This window comes from Streptomyces sp. SudanB52_2052, assembly GCF_964272415.1.
GTDB classification, from domain to species: Bacteria; Actinomycetota; Actinomycetes; order Streptomycetales; family Streptomycetaceae; genus Streptomyces; species Streptomyces olindensis.
In genome coordinates this window covers 6,441,788-6,456,344 of the sequence record NZ_OZ186796.1, presented here as the reverse complement: position 1 = coordinate 6,456,344, position 14,557 = coordinate 6,441,788, and the positions used below count along the sequence as shown (strand labels likewise).

General features: G+C 72.5%; 15 protein-coding genes. 8 read left to right on the top strand and 7 right to left on the bottom strand.

The genetic code is table 11. The annotated features are described in order from the left end of the window. The first annotated feature begins 197 nt into the window (after positions 1 to 197). The 4 genes from ACSUPV_RS28890 to ACSUPV_RS28875 all read left to right on the top strand — a co-directional run bounded on the left by ACSUPV_RS28890 (position 198) and on the right by ACSUPV_RS28875 (position 3,571). Positions 198 to 1,148: an N-acetylmuramoyl-L-alanine amidase gene (locus ACSUPV_RS28890; RefSeq protein ID WP_436948848.1), complete on the top strand. Its 951-nt coding sequence runs from the start codon at positions 198 to 200 to the stop codon at positions 1,146 to 1,148. A 158-nt stretch (positions 1,149 to 1,306) separates the two neighbouring features. After that, positions 1,307 to 2,122 (top strand): DUF5336 domain-containing protein, encoded by an 816-nt coding sequence (locus ACSUPV_RS28885; RefSeq protein WP_031112121.1) that lies wholly within the window; start codon positions 1,307 to 1,309, stop codon positions 2,120 to 2,122. Between the two features lie 98 nt (positions 2,123 to 2,220). Then, a complete protein-coding gene (locus ACSUPV_RS28880; RefSeq protein ID WP_359788848.1) occupies positions 2,221 to 3,231 on the top strand; it encodes an LLM class F420-dependent oxidoreductase in 1,011 nt (336 codons plus the stop codon). A gap of 46 nt (positions 3,232 to 3,277) precedes the next feature. Further along, positions 3,278 to 3,571, top strand: a complete 294-nt coding sequence (locus ACSUPV_RS28875; RefSeq protein ID WP_031112118.1) for a hypothetical protein — start codon at positions 3,278 to 3,280, stop codon at positions 3,569 to 3,571. A gap of 96 nt (positions 3,572 to 3,667) precedes the next feature. On the opposite strand, the gene ACSUPV_RS28870 is transcribed toward ACSUPV_RS28875, so the two are convergent. Genes ACSUPV_RS28870 through ACSUPV_RS28860 form a run of 3 tightly spaced genes read right to left on the bottom strand, consistent with a single transcriptional unit; the run spans position 3,668 to position 7,085 of the window. Then, on the bottom strand, positions 3,668 to 4,738 hold the full coding sequence (locus ACSUPV_RS28870; protein ID WP_436948847.1) for a prenyltransferase/squalene oxidase repeat-containing protein: 1,071 nt from the start codon (positions 4,736 to 4,738) through the stop codon (positions 3,668 to 3,670). Then, on the bottom strand, positions 4,735 to 5,484 hold the full coding sequence (locus tag ACSUPV_RS28865; RefSeq protein WP_037763048.1) for a class I SAM-dependent methyltransferase: 750 nt from the start codon (positions 5,482 to 5,484) through the stop codon (positions 4,735 to 4,737). The genes ACSUPV_RS28870 and ACSUPV_RS28865 overlap by 4 nt, the downstream gene beginning before the upstream one ends. Then, positions 5,478 to 7,085, bottom strand: coding sequence for a glycosyltransferase family 4 protein (locus tag ACSUPV_RS28860; protein WP_436948846.1), 1,608 nt, complete (start codon positions 7,083 to 7,085; stop codon positions 5,478 to 5,480). The genes ACSUPV_RS28865 and ACSUPV_RS28860 overlap by 7 nt, the downstream gene beginning before the upstream one ends. A 210-nt stretch (positions 7,086 to 7,295) precedes the next feature. Between ACSUPV_RS28860 and ACSUPV_RS28855 the strand changes: the two genes are divergently transcribed. Further along, positions 7,296 to 7,958 carry a TetR family transcriptional regulator gene (locus ACSUPV_RS28855; RefSeq protein ID WP_031112112.1) on the top strand — a complete coding sequence of 221 codons (663 nt, stop codon included), beginning with the start codon at positions 7,296 to 7,298 and terminating at the stop codon, positions 7,956 to 7,958. 396 nt (positions 7,959 to 8,354) lie between these two features. Then, positions 8,355 to 8,690 carry a GYD domain-containing protein gene (locus ACSUPV_RS28850; RefSeq protein ID WP_436948845.1) on the top strand — a complete coding sequence of 112 codons (336 nt, stop codon included), beginning with the start codon at positions 8,355 to 8,357 and terminating at the stop codon, positions 8,688 to 8,690. 341 nt (positions 8,691 to 9,031) lie between these two features. Here ACSUPV_RS28850 and ACSUPV_RS28845 read toward each other — a convergent pair whose 3' ends face one another. Continuing rightward, the gene (locus ACSUPV_RS28845; protein ID WP_031112110.1) at positions 9,032 to 9,265 is read right to left on the bottom strand and encodes a ferredoxin; all 234 of its coding nucleotides are present in this window, start codon (positions 9,263 to 9,265) and stop codon (positions 9,032 to 9,034) included. Positions 9,266 to 9,267: 2 nt separating this feature from the next. Next, positions 9,268 to 10,719, bottom strand: coding sequence for an aldehyde dehydrogenase (locus ACSUPV_RS28840; RefSeq protein WP_436948844.1), 1,452 nt, complete (start codon positions 10,717 to 10,719; stop codon positions 9,268 to 9,270). Between the two features lie 157 nt (positions 10,720 to 10,876). On the opposite strand from ACSUPV_RS28840, the gene ACSUPV_RS28835 reads away from it, so the two are divergent. Together ACSUPV_RS28835 and ACSUPV_RS28830 are read left to right on the top strand one after the other, a co-directional pair. After that, on the top strand, positions 10,877 to 11,905 hold the full coding sequence (locus ACSUPV_RS28835) for an MBL fold metallo-hydrolase (RefSeq protein WP_359788858.1): 1,029 nt from the start codon (positions 10,877 to 10,879) through the stop codon (positions 11,903 to 11,905). A gap of 170 nt (positions 11,906 to 12,075) precedes the next feature. Next, entirely contained in the window at positions 12,076 to 12,912 is an 837-nt protein-coding gene (locus ACSUPV_RS28830) for a helix-turn-helix domain-containing protein (RefSeq protein WP_436949952.1), read from the top strand. Positions 12,913 to 12,942: 30 nt separating this feature from the next. Here the strand turns inward: ACSUPV_RS28830 and ACSUPV_RS28825 are convergent, their stop codons facing one another. After that, complete coding sequence (locus ACSUPV_RS28825; RefSeq protein ID WP_031112104.1) at positions 12,943 to 13,758, bottom strand: SAM-dependent methyltransferase; 816 nt, start codon at positions 13,756 to 13,758, stop codon at positions 12,943 to 12,945. Between the two features lie 33 nt (positions 13,759 to 13,791). Beyond that, positions 13,792 to 14,469 (bottom strand): phosphotransferase, encoded by a 678-nt coding sequence (locus ACSUPV_RS28820; protein ID WP_436948843.1) that lies wholly within the window; start codon positions 14,467 to 14,469, stop codon positions 13,792 to 13,794. Between the last annotated feature and the right edge of the window lie 88 nt (positions 14,470 to 14,557).

Below are 14,557 nucleotides of genomic sequence, written 5' to 3'. Positions count from 1 at the left end.
GCGACGGCCCGCTCCGGTCCCGGCCGGCACGGGAGTGACGACGGCAACGCCGGGCAGCCGCCGCCGGTCGGGGCCGTGCAACGGCCCGCTTCGGCCCTGCCGGCACGGAGGCGATGGTGGCAACGAGAGGCGACCGCCACCCGTTCGGGCCGTCCTGGGCCCGCTTCGCCCCGGGCGCGGCCGTTAGGGTGGCAGGCGTGTCGTACGTAGGCCCGGACTTCGAACCTCCCCAGCCCCGCCGCTCCCGCCGCGGCCCCCTGACCGTCGCGCTCGCCGCGCTGGTGCCGGGGGCGCTGCTCGGCTGGCTGGTGTACGAGACGGTGGGCGGCTCGGGGGACGGAGGCGGCTCGGGCGAGGCGACCGTACGGTCCTCCCCGCCCGCCGCGTCGAGCACGCCCTCCGACGACGCCAAGGAGCCGGGCGCCTCCCCGTCCTCCTCGGACGCGCCCGCCACGTCCGCGCCCGCCGCCTCCGGCCCGCTCAAGGGCAAGGTCGTCGTCATCGACCCCGGGCACAACCCGAGCAACTTCCAGCACACGACCGAGATCAACCGCAGGGTGAACATCGGGACGAACTGGAAGGAGTGCGACACCACAGGCACCTCCACCAACGACGGGTACACGGAGGCGAAGTTCACCCTGGACGTGGCGCGCCGGATGCGCACGCTCCTCGAAGAGCAGGGCGCCACGGTCAGGCTGACGCAGGACGACGACCTGCCGTACGGCCCGTGCGTGGACGAGCGGGCCCGGATCGGCAACGCGGCGAAGGCGGACGCCGTGGTCTCGGTCCACGCGGACGGCTCGGGCGCCGGCAACCGCGGCTTCCACGTCATCCTGCCCGGCGCGGTGCACGCGGGCGCCGCCGACACCCGTGCGATCGTCGGCCCTTCACGCGACCTCGGCGAACGCGTCGCGGGCCGCTTCGTGGCCGTCACCGGCAGCGCGCCCTCCAACTACATCGGCGACGGCAGCGGCCTCGTCACGCGTAAGGACCTGGGCGGTCTCAATCTGTCAACGGTTCCCAAGGTGTTCATCGAGTGCGGCAACATGCGCGATAGCAAGGACGCGGCGCTGCTGACCAGTGGCGCGTGGCGGCAGAAAGCGGCGCAAGGGATCTCTGAGGGAATCGTGAGTTTCCTGCGTGGGTAGCTCTCGGCGGGCTGGTCCCGGCGGACACCCTGATCGGGCGGACGATAGTGTCCTCCTTACGATGAGGGGCCACCCCCGCGCTTCACACAGGGGCCAGACGGCGACAGGGTGACAGCGACGCCTCCACCGACGATGAGACGACCTACGAAGGACCTGAAGTGAATATCCGCTCCCTCACTCGAGGCGACGGCGTGGTGATCGGAGCAGCGGTGTTGCTGTTCATCGCGTCGTTCCTCGACATCTATTCGATCGATGGTGCGCCCGACAGCATCGAACTCCCGAGCCTCTGGGGAAGCGGGCCGGTGGTGCTCGGTGTCGTACTGGCGGGAATCATCGGGGCCGCGCTCGTCGTCGTCTCCCGGGGCCTGCCCCAGCCGCCCAAGGTCGCGGGGCTGGACCTCGGTCAGTTCGGCGCCGCCTTCACGGTCTTCGCCGCGTGGAGCGCCCTCGGCAACGTCTTCGACCCGGGCGGCGCCGTCGACAACGTCGGCAGCTCCTCCGACGGCCCCAGCGCCGGCACCGGACTGATCCTCGCCCTCGTCGCCACGCTGCTCATGGCCGCCGCCGCGCTCGCCACCCCCCTCGTCCCCGCCCTCAAGGGCGCCCTCATCCCGGCCCCCCGCCCGGCCGCTCCCCAGCCCTACGGCGCTCAGCCGCAGGGCGGTTACGGCTACCCGGGCGCCCAGCAGCCCGGCGGCTACGGCCACCCGCAGCCCGGGCAGCCCTACGGTGGTCAGCCGCAGCAGGCGCAGGCCCAGCCGCAGCCGCCGGCCGGGGACTTCTCGCCGTTCTGGTTCGCGGTGCCGGTGCCGCGGCCGCTGTTCGCGGAGGACGGTTCGCCGACGCCGATCGCCGAACTCGCGCCGGGCACCTGGTACCTGGCCGTCGAGCAGCGCGGCCAGGCCCTGGTCGCCCAGACGCAGGACGGCCGCCGCGGTGTCCTGCAGGACACGTCGGGCATCCAGCGCGGCTGAGCCCACGGCCCCTCGCACGGCCCCTCGCCCTTCCGGGCGGGGGGCCGTTGCCGTACAGTCGTCGCCCCCGTCAGCTGACACACCGTCAGGAGGCAGCCATGCGGCTCGGTCTCGCGCTCGGCTACTGGGGCCGCGGCCCCTCCCCCGACCACGTGCCGCTCGCACGGGAGGCGGAACGGCTCGGCTACGACTCCGTCTGGACGGCCGAGTCCTGGGGCTCGGACGCCTTCACCCCGCTGGCCTGGATCGCGGCGCACACCTCACGGATCCGCCTGGGCACGGCGGTCGCGCAGATGGCGGCCCGCCCGCCGACCACGACCGCGATGCACGCGCTGACCCTGGACCACCTCTCCGGCGGCCGTCTGATGCTGGGCCTGGGGCTCTCCGGTCCGCAGGTGGTCGAGGGGTGGTACGGCCGCCCGTTCCCGGACTCGCCGCTCACCGCCACCCGCGAATACGTCGACGTCGTACGGCAGGTGCTCCGCCGCGAGGCACCGGTTGCGTCGGCCGGGCGCTTCCACGCCCACCCCTACCGGGGCCCGGACGCCACCGGCCTGGGCAAGGCCCTCAAGCCCATCACCCACCCCCTGCGCCCGGACCTGCCGGTCCTGCTCGGGGCGGAGGGCCCGAAGAACGTCGCCCAGACGACCCGGATCGCCGACGGCTGGCTGCCGCTGTACTGGTCACCGACCCGCCCGGAGGTCTACGGCCCGGCCCTGCGGGAACTCCCCGAGGGCTTCCTCGTCGCACCCCTGGCCCAGGTACGGGTCTGCGCCGACGTGGCGGAAGGCCTCCTGCCGGTCAAGGCCATGCTCGGCTTCTACATCGGCGGCATGGGACACGCGGCCCGCAACTTCCACGCCGACCTCATGGCGCGCATGGGCTACGAGGAGGAGGCCCGCCGCATCCAGCGGCTGTTCCTGGACGGCCGCCGCGAGGAGGCCGTCCTCGCCGTCCCGGACGCCTTCGCCGACGAGATCTCCCTGGTCGGCCCCCGCGAACGCATCGCCGAACGCCTGGAACTGTGGCGCAAGGGCCCGGTGACGGACCTGCTGGCCCTGGCACCGGACCGGGAAACGCTGCGGGTCCTCGCCGAGTTGAACTCCTGAGCGATTCCCCGGGTTTCATCCAGACTTCAAGGGCAACCCGAAGGGCATGTCCCCTCGATATCGCAACGGCGCGAATCAGGCCGGCACGATCATCGCGGTCGTCGCCGACATCATGGCCCTCATCCTGGGCCTGTGGATTCTGATGTACCTGCTGGACGCGAACCGGGCGAACGACTTCGTCCAGTTCATCCATGACGCGGCCCGCTGGCTGGCCGGCTGGTCGCACGACCTCTTCACCTTCGACGAGGCCTGGGCCAGGGTCGTGGCCGGGTACGGCCTGGCGGCGGTGGTGTACCTGTTCGTGGGCCACGCGATCGCCAATCGCGTACACCGGCACTGAGAACACCTCAAGAGGCGCGTCCTTCAGGGGCGCGGGGAACTGCGCGATCAGCAGCAGACGCCCCGCGCCCGCGACCCGACGCCAAACCCCGGGCTCCTAGGCGCAGCACTCCGCTTCGAGCCCCATGGGCAACTGCTCGCCGCCGAACACCGCGCAGGTCGCCTCGTGGCCGCCGAGCGCGGCGACGGCGAGCAGCAGCGACCCGGCCGTCCACGTCGTCAGCTCCTGCGGCCAGATCGCGTCGTCGTCGAAGACGTATCCGGTCCAGTACAGCCCGCTCTCCGGGTCCCGCAGGTGCTGGATCGACTGCAGGACCTCCAGCGCGCGGTCGGACTCCCCCATCACCCACAGCGCCAGGGCGAGTTCGGCCGACTCCCCGCCCGTGACCCACGGATTGGGCACCACGCACCGCACGCCCAGCCCGGGTACGACGAACCGGTCCCACCCTTCCTCGATACGGGACTTGGCCTCGGCGCCCGTCAACGCGCCGCCCAGCACCGGGTAGTACCAGTCCATCGAGTAACGGTTCTTGTCGAGGAACCGCTCCGGGTGGTGGCGTATGGCGTGCCGCAGGGCTCCCGCCGCCAGCTCCCAGTCGGGCTGCGGCTCCTCCCGCTGCTCGGCGATCGCCAGCGCGCACCGCAGCGCGTGGTGGATGGAGGAGCACCCCGTCAGCAGGGCGTCGGCGGTCTGTGTGCCGTCGTCGTCGCGGCGCCAGCCGATCTGCCCGCCCGGCTGCTGCAGGCGGAGCACGAACTCCACCGCCGCGTACACCGTCGGCCACATCCGGTCCAGGAACGTGTCGTCGCCGGTGGAGAGGTAGTGGTGCCAGACGCCGACGGCTATGTAGGCGACGAAGTTGGTCTCCCGGCCGCGGTCGGTGACGGCGTCGAACTCCCCGTCGGTGTAGGCCGCGTACCAGGAGCCGTCCTCGTTCTGATGCCGGGCCAGCCACCGGTAGGCCCGCTCCGCGGCCTCGTGCTCGCCGGCCGTGTCGAGGGCCATCGCCGCCTCGACGTGGTCCCACGGGTCGAGGTGGTGCCCCCGGAACCACGGGATGGCGCCGTCCTCGCGCTGCACGGCGAGGATGCCGGCGACGGTTTCGGCGGCCTGCCCGGCGGTGAGCACCCCGGGCAGGACCAGGTGTTCCGTCCGGGGAGTCGTCACTGGGCGTCCGCCCCGGTGTCGGTCAGACGCGGCAGGTGCGGCTTGGTCGCGTACGCCACGAAGCTCTTGCCGATCAGCGGGTTCAGCGCCTGTTCGGCGACCCGGGTGGCCAGCGGCTTCTTCATGATGTCCCAGACGAGCAGCTTGTGGTACGCGCGCACCGGCAGGGCCTTGTCGTTGTCGACGCCGAACGCGCACTTCAGCCACCAGTAGGGCGAGTGCAGCGCGTGCGCGTGATGCGTGCCGTAGGGCTCCAGGCCGGCTTCGCGGATCTTCCGCAGCAGTTCGTCGGCCTTGTAGATGCGGATGTGGCCGCCCTCGACCTCGTGGTAGGCGTCGGACAGGGCCCAGCAGACCTTCTCGGGGCCGTAGCGCGGCACGGTGACGGCGATCCGTCCGCCCGGCTTCAGCACCCGGACCATCTCGGCGAGGACGCCCTTGTCGTCGGGGATGTGCTCCATCACCTCGGAGATGATGACGACGTCGAAGGACTCGTCGGGGAAGGGCAGCGCGAGGGCGTCGCCCTCCATGGCCGTGGCGGTGGCGCCCTCGGGGGCCTCCCCGGCCTCCTTCATCGCCGCGAACCACTTCGCGACCTCGCGGATCTCGTCGGTGTTCTGGTCCAGCGCCACGACCTGCGCGCCGCGCCGGTAGCACTCGAACGCGTGCCGGCCGGCACCGCAGCCGAGGTCCAGGACACGGTCGCCCGGGGCGAGCGGGAACCGGGAGAAGTCGACGGTCAGCACGTGGCCCTGCTTTCGGAGTTGACGCCTTCTACATCTGTGGGGGCGGCGGACAGGGCACCGGCCGGGGCCGCCGCCCCGGCACCCGCGGCCGCCGCACCAGCACCCGTGGCCGACCCGGGACCGGCCTGCGCGGAGCGGCCGGAAGCCGGCGGGGCTGAGCCCTCGGTGCTCGCCGCGGGACGGCCGGAGGTCGGCGCCGTGGAACGGCCGGCAGTCGGGGCGGTGGCACGTCCGGAGGTCGAGGTCGTGGAACGGCCGGAAGTCGAGGTCGCCGAACGGCCCGTGACGCCGTCGCCGCCCCCGGCCCGCTCGATGGCCTCGCGGTACCGGGCCACCGTCCCCTCCGCGGCCCTCGCCCACGTGAAGTGCCGCAGCACCCGCTCCCGCCCGGCCGCCCCGAGCCGCGCGCGCAGCTCCGGGTCGCCCAGCAGGCGGCCCAGCCCCGCCGCCAGTGCCTCGGAGTCGCCCGGCGGCACCGCGAGGCACGTCTCGCCGTCCTTCCCGGCGACCTCGGGGATCGCGCCCCCGGTCGTGGCGAGCAGCGGCGTCCCCGTCGCCATGGCCTCGGCGGCCGGCAGGGAGAAGCCCTCGTAGAGCGACGGCACGCAGGCGACCTGCGCCGAGCGGACCAGGTCGACGAGTTCGGCGTCGGAGATGCCCTTGACGAACTCGACGGCGCCATCGAGGCCGTAGCGCTCCATCGCCTGGGCGACCGGCCCCTCGGCGGGGCGCTTGCCGACCACGACGAGGTGGGCGCCGGGGTGCTCGGTGCGCACCTTGGCGAGGGCCTCGACGAGGTGGACCAGGCCCTTCAGCGGCACGTCGGCGCTGGACGTCGTCACGATCCGGCCCGGTACGACCGGCACCGAGGGGTCCGGTGCGAACAGGTCGGTGTCGGCGCCGATGTGGACCACGTGGATGCGGTCCGGGCGGACGCCGAGGTGGTCGACGATCTCCTGGCGGGAGGTGCCGGAGACGGTGAGGACGGAGGGCAGGCGGCGGGCGACGCGCTTCTGCATGCGCGTGAAGGCGTACCAGCGGCGCACCGAGTAGCGCCGCTGCCAGCCGTCCGCGGCGTCCAGCTCCAGCTGCCGGTCGACGGTGATGGGGTGGTGGACGGTGGTCACCAGGGGCGCGCCGACGTCGCCCAGCAGGCCGTAGCCGAGGGTCTGGTTGTCGTGCACGACGTCGAACTCGCCGCGCCGGGCGCGCAGATGGCGGCGGGCGCGCAGCGAGAAGGTCAGCGGTTCGGGGAAGCCGCCGGTCCACATCGTCGCGACTTCCAGCGCGTCGATCCAGTCGCGGTACTCGTCGCGCCCCGGTGTGCGGAAAGGATCCGGCTGGCGGTACAGGTCGAGGCTGGGCAGCTCGGTCAGGCTCAGTCCGTCGTAGCCCTCGTCGAGGACGGGGTAGGGCTGGGCGCCGATGACCTCGACGCGGTGGCCGAGGCGGGCCAGTTCGCGGGAGAGGTGCCGGACGTAGACGCCCTGTCCGCCGCAGAACGGGTTCCCTTTATAGGTGAGGAGCGCGATGCGGAGCGGTCGCAAGCCGTCGGCAGCCGGGTCCTCCGGGGCCCCGGCCTCCCTGGCCTCAGCGGTCACTCTGGGCCCCCTTCTCCCTGCACTGTCCCGCGAGATTACGCCGGGACGCTAATCTAGAACAAGTTTCAGACTTGATCGTTCGGAGGCTCCGAATCTACCGGCAGGTAGGGGCGCTGTGACCAGTGGATCAGGTGATTCACGCCACGGCCGGTGCCGTGCCATGCTGTGTGATCACTCGTCCTCACGGACGGTCACGGAACGGGACGTCACATGCCCGCGGAAGCCAAGGTGAACGCCAAGGTGAACAAGGTGGCCAAGGTGGAAGCCAGAGCCGCAGCCCCCGCCTCCGCTCCCCTCACGGAGCGGCAGGAGGCCCGGCGTCGCCGCATCCTGCACGCGAGTGCGCAGCTGGCCAGCCGCGGCGGTTTCGACGCCGTACAGATGCGCGAGGTCGCGGAGTCCTCGCAGGTGGCGCTCGGCACGCTGTACCGCTACTTCCCCTCCAAGATCCATCTGCTGGTCGCCACGATGCAGGACCAGTTGGAGCACATGCACGGCACGCTGCGGAAGAAGCCCCCGCAGGGCGAGACGGCGGCCGAGCGGGTCGCGGAGACGCTGATGCGGGCCTTCCGCGCCCTGCAGCGCGAGCCGCACCTGGCCGACGCGATGGTCCGCGCGCTCACCTTCGCCGACCGCAGCGTGAGTCCGGAGGTCGACCAGGTCTCCCGGCAGACCACGGCGATCATCCTGGACGCGATGGGCCAGGAGAACCCGACCCCGGAGCAGCTGTCGGCGGTCCGGGTCATCGAGCACACCTGGCACTCGGCGCTGATCACCTGGCTCTCGGGCCGGGCCTCGATCGCCCAGGTGAAGATCGACATCGAGACGGTGTGCCGACTGATCGACCTGACGGCCCCCGACGCGCGGAAGTGACCCGGGGACGCACGGAAACAACCCCCGGACGCACGCAAGGGACCTACGAGACGGGTTCCCTTCGCCGGCATGGTCCGGATCAGGTGTTGGGGGTCGCCTTCCGGTCACCGGCCTTGCGGCCGTGCGACCTTCCGGCCTCTCAGCCCTACCGTCGCAGTCGGCATCAGCGGAAGCCGAGGCTTCCGGCCAACGTCGGCTACTCCGGTCGGACTCCCTCACTCGTCCCGTAGGCCTGTTTCCAGGTTAGGACTTCTGTCCGCGGAGAGAAGACCCTGGGCGGAATTTTTTACTGAATCTCCCTGATGACCCATATAGCCTCCTTGTTCGCTTTCTCGCCGCGACGACAGCCCGCAACGGAAGGAACATGAGGGAGTCGAAGCGACTCCTCGGGCGGAAGTGAAAGGTGGCCCCGATGCCGAAGTACCTCTTCAAGGTGAAGCTGACCCCGGACGGGCTCAAGGGTCTGCTCAAGGAAGGCGCGAGCGCGCGGCGCGAGGTCGTCGGGCGCATGGTCGACGGCCTGGGGGCCGGGTGGAGACGATGTACTGGGCCTTCGGCGACGACGACGTCTACGTCACGGCGGAGCTGCCGGGCAACACCTCCGCCGCGGCCCTGGGCATGGTCGTCTCGGCGGCCGGCGGAGTCCGCACGAGCACGGTCGTGCTGCTGTCGGCCGAGGAGATCGACGAGGCCGTCCGACAACGGGTGGACTACCGCGCACCCGGCGCCTGACGGCCCGGCGAGGCGGTGGGGCGGCGCCCCGGGCGGCGGGCGCCGGGCCCCGTGAGTCGCAGGGCCACGCCCCGGACGGCAAGCACCCGACCCCACGACCCAGCAGCGCTACGCCCCGGGCGGCAGGCAACAGGCCCGGGAGCCCAGTGGGGCGATGCCCGGGCCGCGAGCACCAGCACCCCCACGAGCCAGTGAGGCGATGCCCCGGGCGGCCGGCACCAGCACCCCCACGAGCCAGCGGGGCGCTGCCCCGGACAGCGGGCACCGAGCCCGGGTGCCGTACAGCGGCCGGCCAGGCCCGTGTGCCGGACAGCGGTCGGCCGGGCCCGGGTGCCGGGCGGTTACTCCTCCGGAGGGAACACCGCCTCCCCGCCGTCCCCGAGTGTGATCACGATCGCCTCCACCGGGCAGCTCTCCGCCGCCTCCAGCACCCGCTCGTTCGCGTCCGTGTCCGGGGCGAGCGGATGGGACTGGCGGGCGGTGTCCAGGCGGAAGGCGTCCGGTGCGTGGTGGACGCACTGGGCGGAGCCGATGCACAGGGAGCGGTCGACCTCGACGTGCCAGTGGTCGCCCATCGTCACGCGTCCGCCGGCAGGTGGATCATCTTGTGCTCCAGGTACTCGCCGTACCCTTCGGGGCCGAACTCCCGCCCCAGGCCCGAGTTCTTGTAGCCGCCGAAGGGGCCGAGCATGTCCAGGCTGAAGGTGTTGACGGAGTAGGTGCCGGTGCGGACCCGCCGCGCGATGTCGATGCCGTGCTCGACGTCCGCCGTCCACACGCTGCCGCTCAGCCCGTAGTCGGAGTCGTTGGCGATCTTCACGGCGTCGGACTCGTCGTCGTAGGGCAGCAGGCAGATGACGGGGCCGAAAATCTCCTCGCGGGCGATGCGCATGGAGTTGTCGACGTCGCCGAAGAGGGTCGGCTCGACGTACCAGCCGTGGTCCAGGCCGGCCGGGCGTCCGCCACCGGTGAGGATCTTGGCGCCCTCCTCCTGCCCGATGCGGATGTAGTCCAGGTTGCGCTGCTGCTGCCGCCGGGCCACCAGCGGGCCCACCTGCGTCGCCGGGTCCAGCGGGTCGCCGACCGTCAGGGCGCCCGCCGCCGCGGCGAGGGCGTCGGCGAACTCGTCGTAGCGGGAGCGGGGCAGGAGGATGCGGGTCTGGGCGACGCAGGCCTGGCCGTTGTTCATCCAGGCCGCGGGGGCGATGCCCGCCACGGCCGTCTCGACGTCCGCGTCGGGCAGGACGACGGCCGCGGACTTGCCGCCCAGTTCGAGCGTCACGCGCGTGAGGTTGCGGGCCGCGACCTCCATCACGCGCTTGCCGGCGGCGACGGACCCGGTGAAGGACACCTTGTCGATCCCGGGGTGCCCGACCAGGTACTCGCTGACCTCCCGGTCGGCGGGCAGGATCGACAGCACGCCCTCCGGCAGCCCGGCCTCGCGGGTGATCTCGCCGAGCAGGTACGCGTCGAGCGGCGATTCGGGCGAGGGCTTGAGCACGACCGTGCAGCCGGCGAGCAGGGCCGGAGCGAGTTTGGCGGCGGCGGTGAACTGCGGGACGTTCCAGGGGACGACGGCCGCGACGACCCCGACCGGCTCGCGCCGCACGAGGATCCTGCCGAGCACGCCCTCGCGCCGCTCCTCGTAGGTGAAGTTCCGCGCGACGGTGATCGCCGAGTCCCACACCATCACCGCGCCGAGCGCCTGGGCGAGGACGCTCCAGGAGTACGGCGAGCCGTTCTGGGAGGAGATCACGCGGGCGATCTCGTCGTGGCGGGCGGTGATGCCGTCCTTGATCCGGCCCACGACCTCGATCCGCTCGTCGAGGCTCATGCGCGGCCAGGGCCCCTCGTCGAAGGCCCGGCGGGCCACCGCCACGGCCCGGTCCACGTCCGCCCGGGAGGCGTGCGGGACGCGCCCGATGACCTCCTCCGTGTGCGGCGAGACCACCTCGATGACGTCCCGGCCCTGGGGGTCGGTCAACTCCCCGCCGATGAACAGCTGTCCGTGTTCCACGAGCTCGGTCATGGCCGACTGCCTCCCCGGAGCGCATCTCTGACGATCCATCAGATATGCCACTGATACCAGCCCCGCCCCGAGGAGTCCACGGACCGGGCGGCACGGGACGACTCCCATTGGAACCGGTTCTAGTTATAGTGACGGGAGCCGGCGGACAGGGGAGCCCATGACACAGGTGACCGACCACCGCGGCGGCGTCCGCTCCCTCCGGGTCCCCATCCCGGACAACCCCCTCGGCCACACGCTGGTGTACGTCGTCGACACCGACCGCGGCCCGGTGCTCATCGACACCGGCTGGGACGACCCCGAGTCCTGGGACACCCTCACGGAGGGCCTCACGGCCTGCGGCACCTCGGTCACCGAGATCCACGGCGTGGTCGTCACCCACCACCACCCGGACCACCACGGCCTGTCCGGCCGGGTCCGGGAGGCCTCGGGCGCCTGGATCGCGATGCACGCGGCGGACACCGCGGTCGTACGGCGGACCAGGGAAGCCCGTCCCGAGCGCTGGTTCTCGTACATGGTGGCCAAGCTCACCGCCGCCGGTGCGCCCGAGGAGCACATCGCCCCGCTGCGCGCGGCCCGGCCCCGCGCCCTGCCCGGCCTCTCCCCCGCCCTGCCGGACCGGGACATCGCCCCGGGCGAACTCCTCGACCTGCCCGGCCGCCGCGTCCGCGCGATCTGGACCCCGGGCCACACGCCCGGCCACGTCTGCCTCCACCTGGAGGAGAGCCACCCGGCCCGCCTCCCGGGCCACGGCCGCCTGTTCTCCGGCGACCACCTGCTGCCCGGGATCACCCCGCACATCGGCCTGTACGAGGACCCGGACGACACCACGGTGACCGACCCCCTGGGCGACTACCTGGACTCCCTGGAACGCGTGGGCCGTCTCGCCCCGGCCGAGGTGCTCCCGGCCCACCAGCACCCGTTCCCCGACGCGGCCGCCCGTGTGCGCGAGCTGCTCACCCACCACGAGGACCGCCTCAGCGCCCTGCTGGCCCTCCTCGCCGAGCCGCTCACGCCCTGGCAGCTCGCCGAGCGCATGGAGTGGAACCGTCCCTGGGACCAGATCCCCTACGGCTCGCGGAACATCGCCGTCTCGGAGGCCGAGGCCCATCTGCGCCGCCTGGTGAAGCTGGGCCGGGCGGAGGCGGTGCCGGGGAGCGAGCCGGTCACGTACGTGGCGGTGCGGTGAGGCGGTAGCACAGGTGAACTTGCCTGCGGCACAAGGCCCTTGACGTCGACCGGCGCCCTCTAGGATGGTCGGACGCACCGCTCGCACCGGGAGACATACCCATGGGCACCGACAAGGCCGCACATCCATCGACCGGCAGCGGAGCCCTGGACGGCCGGTCGGCGGGACCCATGGTGCCGCGGCTGGCGCTGGGCGCACGGCTGCGCGGGCTGCGGCAGGAGCGGGGCATCTCCCGCGCGGACGCGGGGCACGTCATCCGCGCCTCCTCCTCCAAGATCAGCCGACTGGAGGCCGGGCGCCACGGCTTCAAACTGCGGGACGTCGCCGACCTGCTGACGCTCTACGGCGTCACGGACGAGGCCGAACGCGCCACGCTGCTGGCACTGGCCGAGCAGGCCAACACCCCCGCCTGGTGGCGGTACTACAGCGACGTGGTGCCCACCTGGATGCAGAGCTACCTCGGGGCGGAACAGGCGGCGAGCCTCATCCGCTGCTACCAGGTCCAGCGCGTTCCCGGGCTGCTGCAGACCGCCGACTACGCGCGCGCCGCCATCCGGCTGGCCCACCCGGACGCCGGCGCCGAGGAGATCGACCGCCGTCTCGCGCTGCGGATGACCCGGCAGCGGATCCTGCACCGGCAGCCGGCGACCCAGCTCTGGGCGGTGCTGGACGAGGCGGCGCTGCGCCGCCCGGTCGGCGGCATCCGGGTGATGCGCGCCCAGCTCCGGCATCTCATCGAGATGTGCCGGCTGCCGCAGGTCACGGTGCAGATCCTGCCGTTCCACGCCGGCGGGCACGCCGCGGAGGGCGGCCCGGTCACCATCCTGCGGCTGCCGGGCGGGCAGTTGCCGGACGTGGTCTACCTCGAGAAGCTCACCACCGCCCTCTACCCCGACCGGCCTGCCGAGATCGAGCGCTACTGGGACGCCATGAACCGGCTGGTGGTCGAAGCCGAGTCACCGGACGAGACTCCGACCATCCTGCACCGCCTCCTCCAGGAGACCTGACGGCCAGACCTGACGACGGGACCTGACTGCTCAGCCCTTGCGGGCGACACCGCCGTACTGGTGCACCTCCGCGGGCAGGCCCAGCGCCTCCGCGTCGGGCCGCCAGCGGGAGCACGACGTCACACCCGGTTCGAGCAGCTCCAGACCGTCGAAGTAGCGCGCGATCTGCTCGGGGCTGCGCAGGATGTACGGGATCGAACCGCCCTCGTTGTACTGCCGGATGGCCCTGACGTAGTCCTCGCTGGTGTCGGTGGAGTCGTACTGCACGAGGTAGCTGCCGGAGGGCAGGGCGTCCACCAGCTCCCGCACGATGGAGCGCGCCTCGTCGTGGTCCTCGATGTGGCCGAGGATGCCCATCAGCATGAGGGCGACGGGCCGGTCGAAGTCCAGCGTCTTGCCGGCTTCCCGGATGATCGTGCTCGGCTCGCGCAGATCGGCGTCGACGTAGTTGGTGACGCCCTGAGGGGTGCTGGTGAGCAGTGCGCGGGCGTGGGCCAGCACCAGCGGGTCGTTGTCGACGTAGACGATCCGGCTCTCCGGGGCCACGCGCTGGGCGATCTGGTGGGTGTTGTCCACGTTGGGCAGGCCGGTGCCGATGTCCAGGAACTGGCGGATGCCCTCCTCGGCGGCCAGGTGGCGGACGGCGCGGGCGAGGAAGTAGCGGGCGGCGCGGGCGCCGGTCTCGATGCCGGGGAAGATCTCGCGGAAGGCGTCACCGGCCACCCGGTCGACCTCGTAGTTGTCCTTCCCGCCCAGCCAGTAGTTCCAGATCCGGGCCGAGTGCGGCACCGAGGTGTCGATCTTGGGGAAGGGCTCCTGCCCGGGGTTCTCCGCCTGGTCGGTCATGGACGCTCCTGCGTGTGGTCGGGAAGGCCAACGTTAGCTTGTCCGCGCTGTGGAGAGGATCAACTCCCCGGCGGTTCCCAGCAGTTCGACTTCCCTCTCGTCCATGGTGGGGTTGGCGGCACGGCGGCGCAGGGCTTCGTCGAGGGCCGGCCGGGTGAGCGGGGACGGGTCGGCCAGCAGGGCGGTCAGCATGGCGCGGGCGGGCGCGGAGAGCGCGTCCCCGGCGACGGCGGCCTGCGCGAGGATCACCGCGGACGCCGCCCAGTCCAGGCCCGGGTCGCCCTCCGCCGCGTCGGACCAGTCGATGACGCGGGGGCCGTCGGGCGTGAGGATCACGTTCTCCGGGTGGAGGTCCAGGTGGAGGACACGGACGGCCGGGTCGGTGGAGCGCAGCGCGGGGACGGCGTGCAGCTCGCGCAGCAGCCGGGCGAGGGTCGAGCCCGCCTCCGTCACGTCCAGGGTGCCCGCGAGGTACGCCTGGAGCATGGTCGGGCCGGAGAGCCGCTCCATCACCAGGTCGGTGCGCGAACCGGACGGGCGGACCCGGGGGACCGGGTAGCCGTGGGCGTGCACATGCGCCATCACGGCGCCCTCGGCCGCCGCGTCACCACCACCCTCCCGCTCGCGGCGCAGCACCCACGCCTCGTCGATCTCGTAGACGTCGGCGCGGCGGCCCGAGCCGAGCAGCCTGCCGGGCGGTGGGGTCGGCATGGGACGACGCTACCCGGCTCCGGGCGGCCCGCCCGGGGCCCTCGGGCCGCTTCCTACGTGCGGGTACAGTAAGCGGGTCGTCATCACA

Bases quoted from the DNA above. Each gene is read 5' to 3' on its own strand.
- ACSUPV_RS28880 (WP_359788848.1), top strand. From the start codon at position 2,221: ATGCGGCTCGGTCTCGCGCTCGGCTACTGGGGCCGCGGCCCCTCCCCC.
- ACSUPV_RS28875 (WP_031112118.1), top strand. From the start codon at position 3,278: ATGTCCCCTCGATATCGCAACGGCGCGAATCAGGCCGGCACGATCATC.
- ACSUPV_RS28855 (WP_031112112.1), top strand. From the start codon at position 7,296: ATGCCCGCGGAAGCCAAGGTGAACGCCAAGGTGAACAAGGTGGCCAAG.
- ACSUPV_RS28845 (WP_031112110.1), bottom strand. From the start codon at position 9,265: ATGGGCGACCACTGGCACGTCGAGGTCGACCGCTCCCTGTGCATCGGC.
- ACSUPV_RS28840 (WP_436948844.1), bottom strand. From the start codon at position 10,719: ATGACCGAGCTCGTGGAACACGGACAGCTGTTCATCGGCGGGGAGTTG.
- ACSUPV_RS28835 (WP_359788858.1), top strand. From the start codon at position 10,877: ATGACACAGGTGACCGACCACCGCGGCGGCGTCCGCTCCCTCCGGGTC.
- ACSUPV_RS28830 (WP_436949952.1), top strand. From the start codon at position 12,076: ATGGTGCCGCGGCTGGCGCTGGGCGCACGGCTGCGCGGGCTGCGGCAG.
- ACSUPV_RS28825 (WP_031112104.1), bottom strand. From the start codon at position 13,758: ATGACCGACCAGGCGGAGAACCCCGGGCAGGAGCCCTTCCCCAAGATC.
- ACSUPV_RS28820 (WP_436948843.1), bottom strand. From the start codon at position 14,469: ATGCCGACCCCACCGCCCGGCAGGCTGCTCGGCTCGGGCCGCCGCGCC.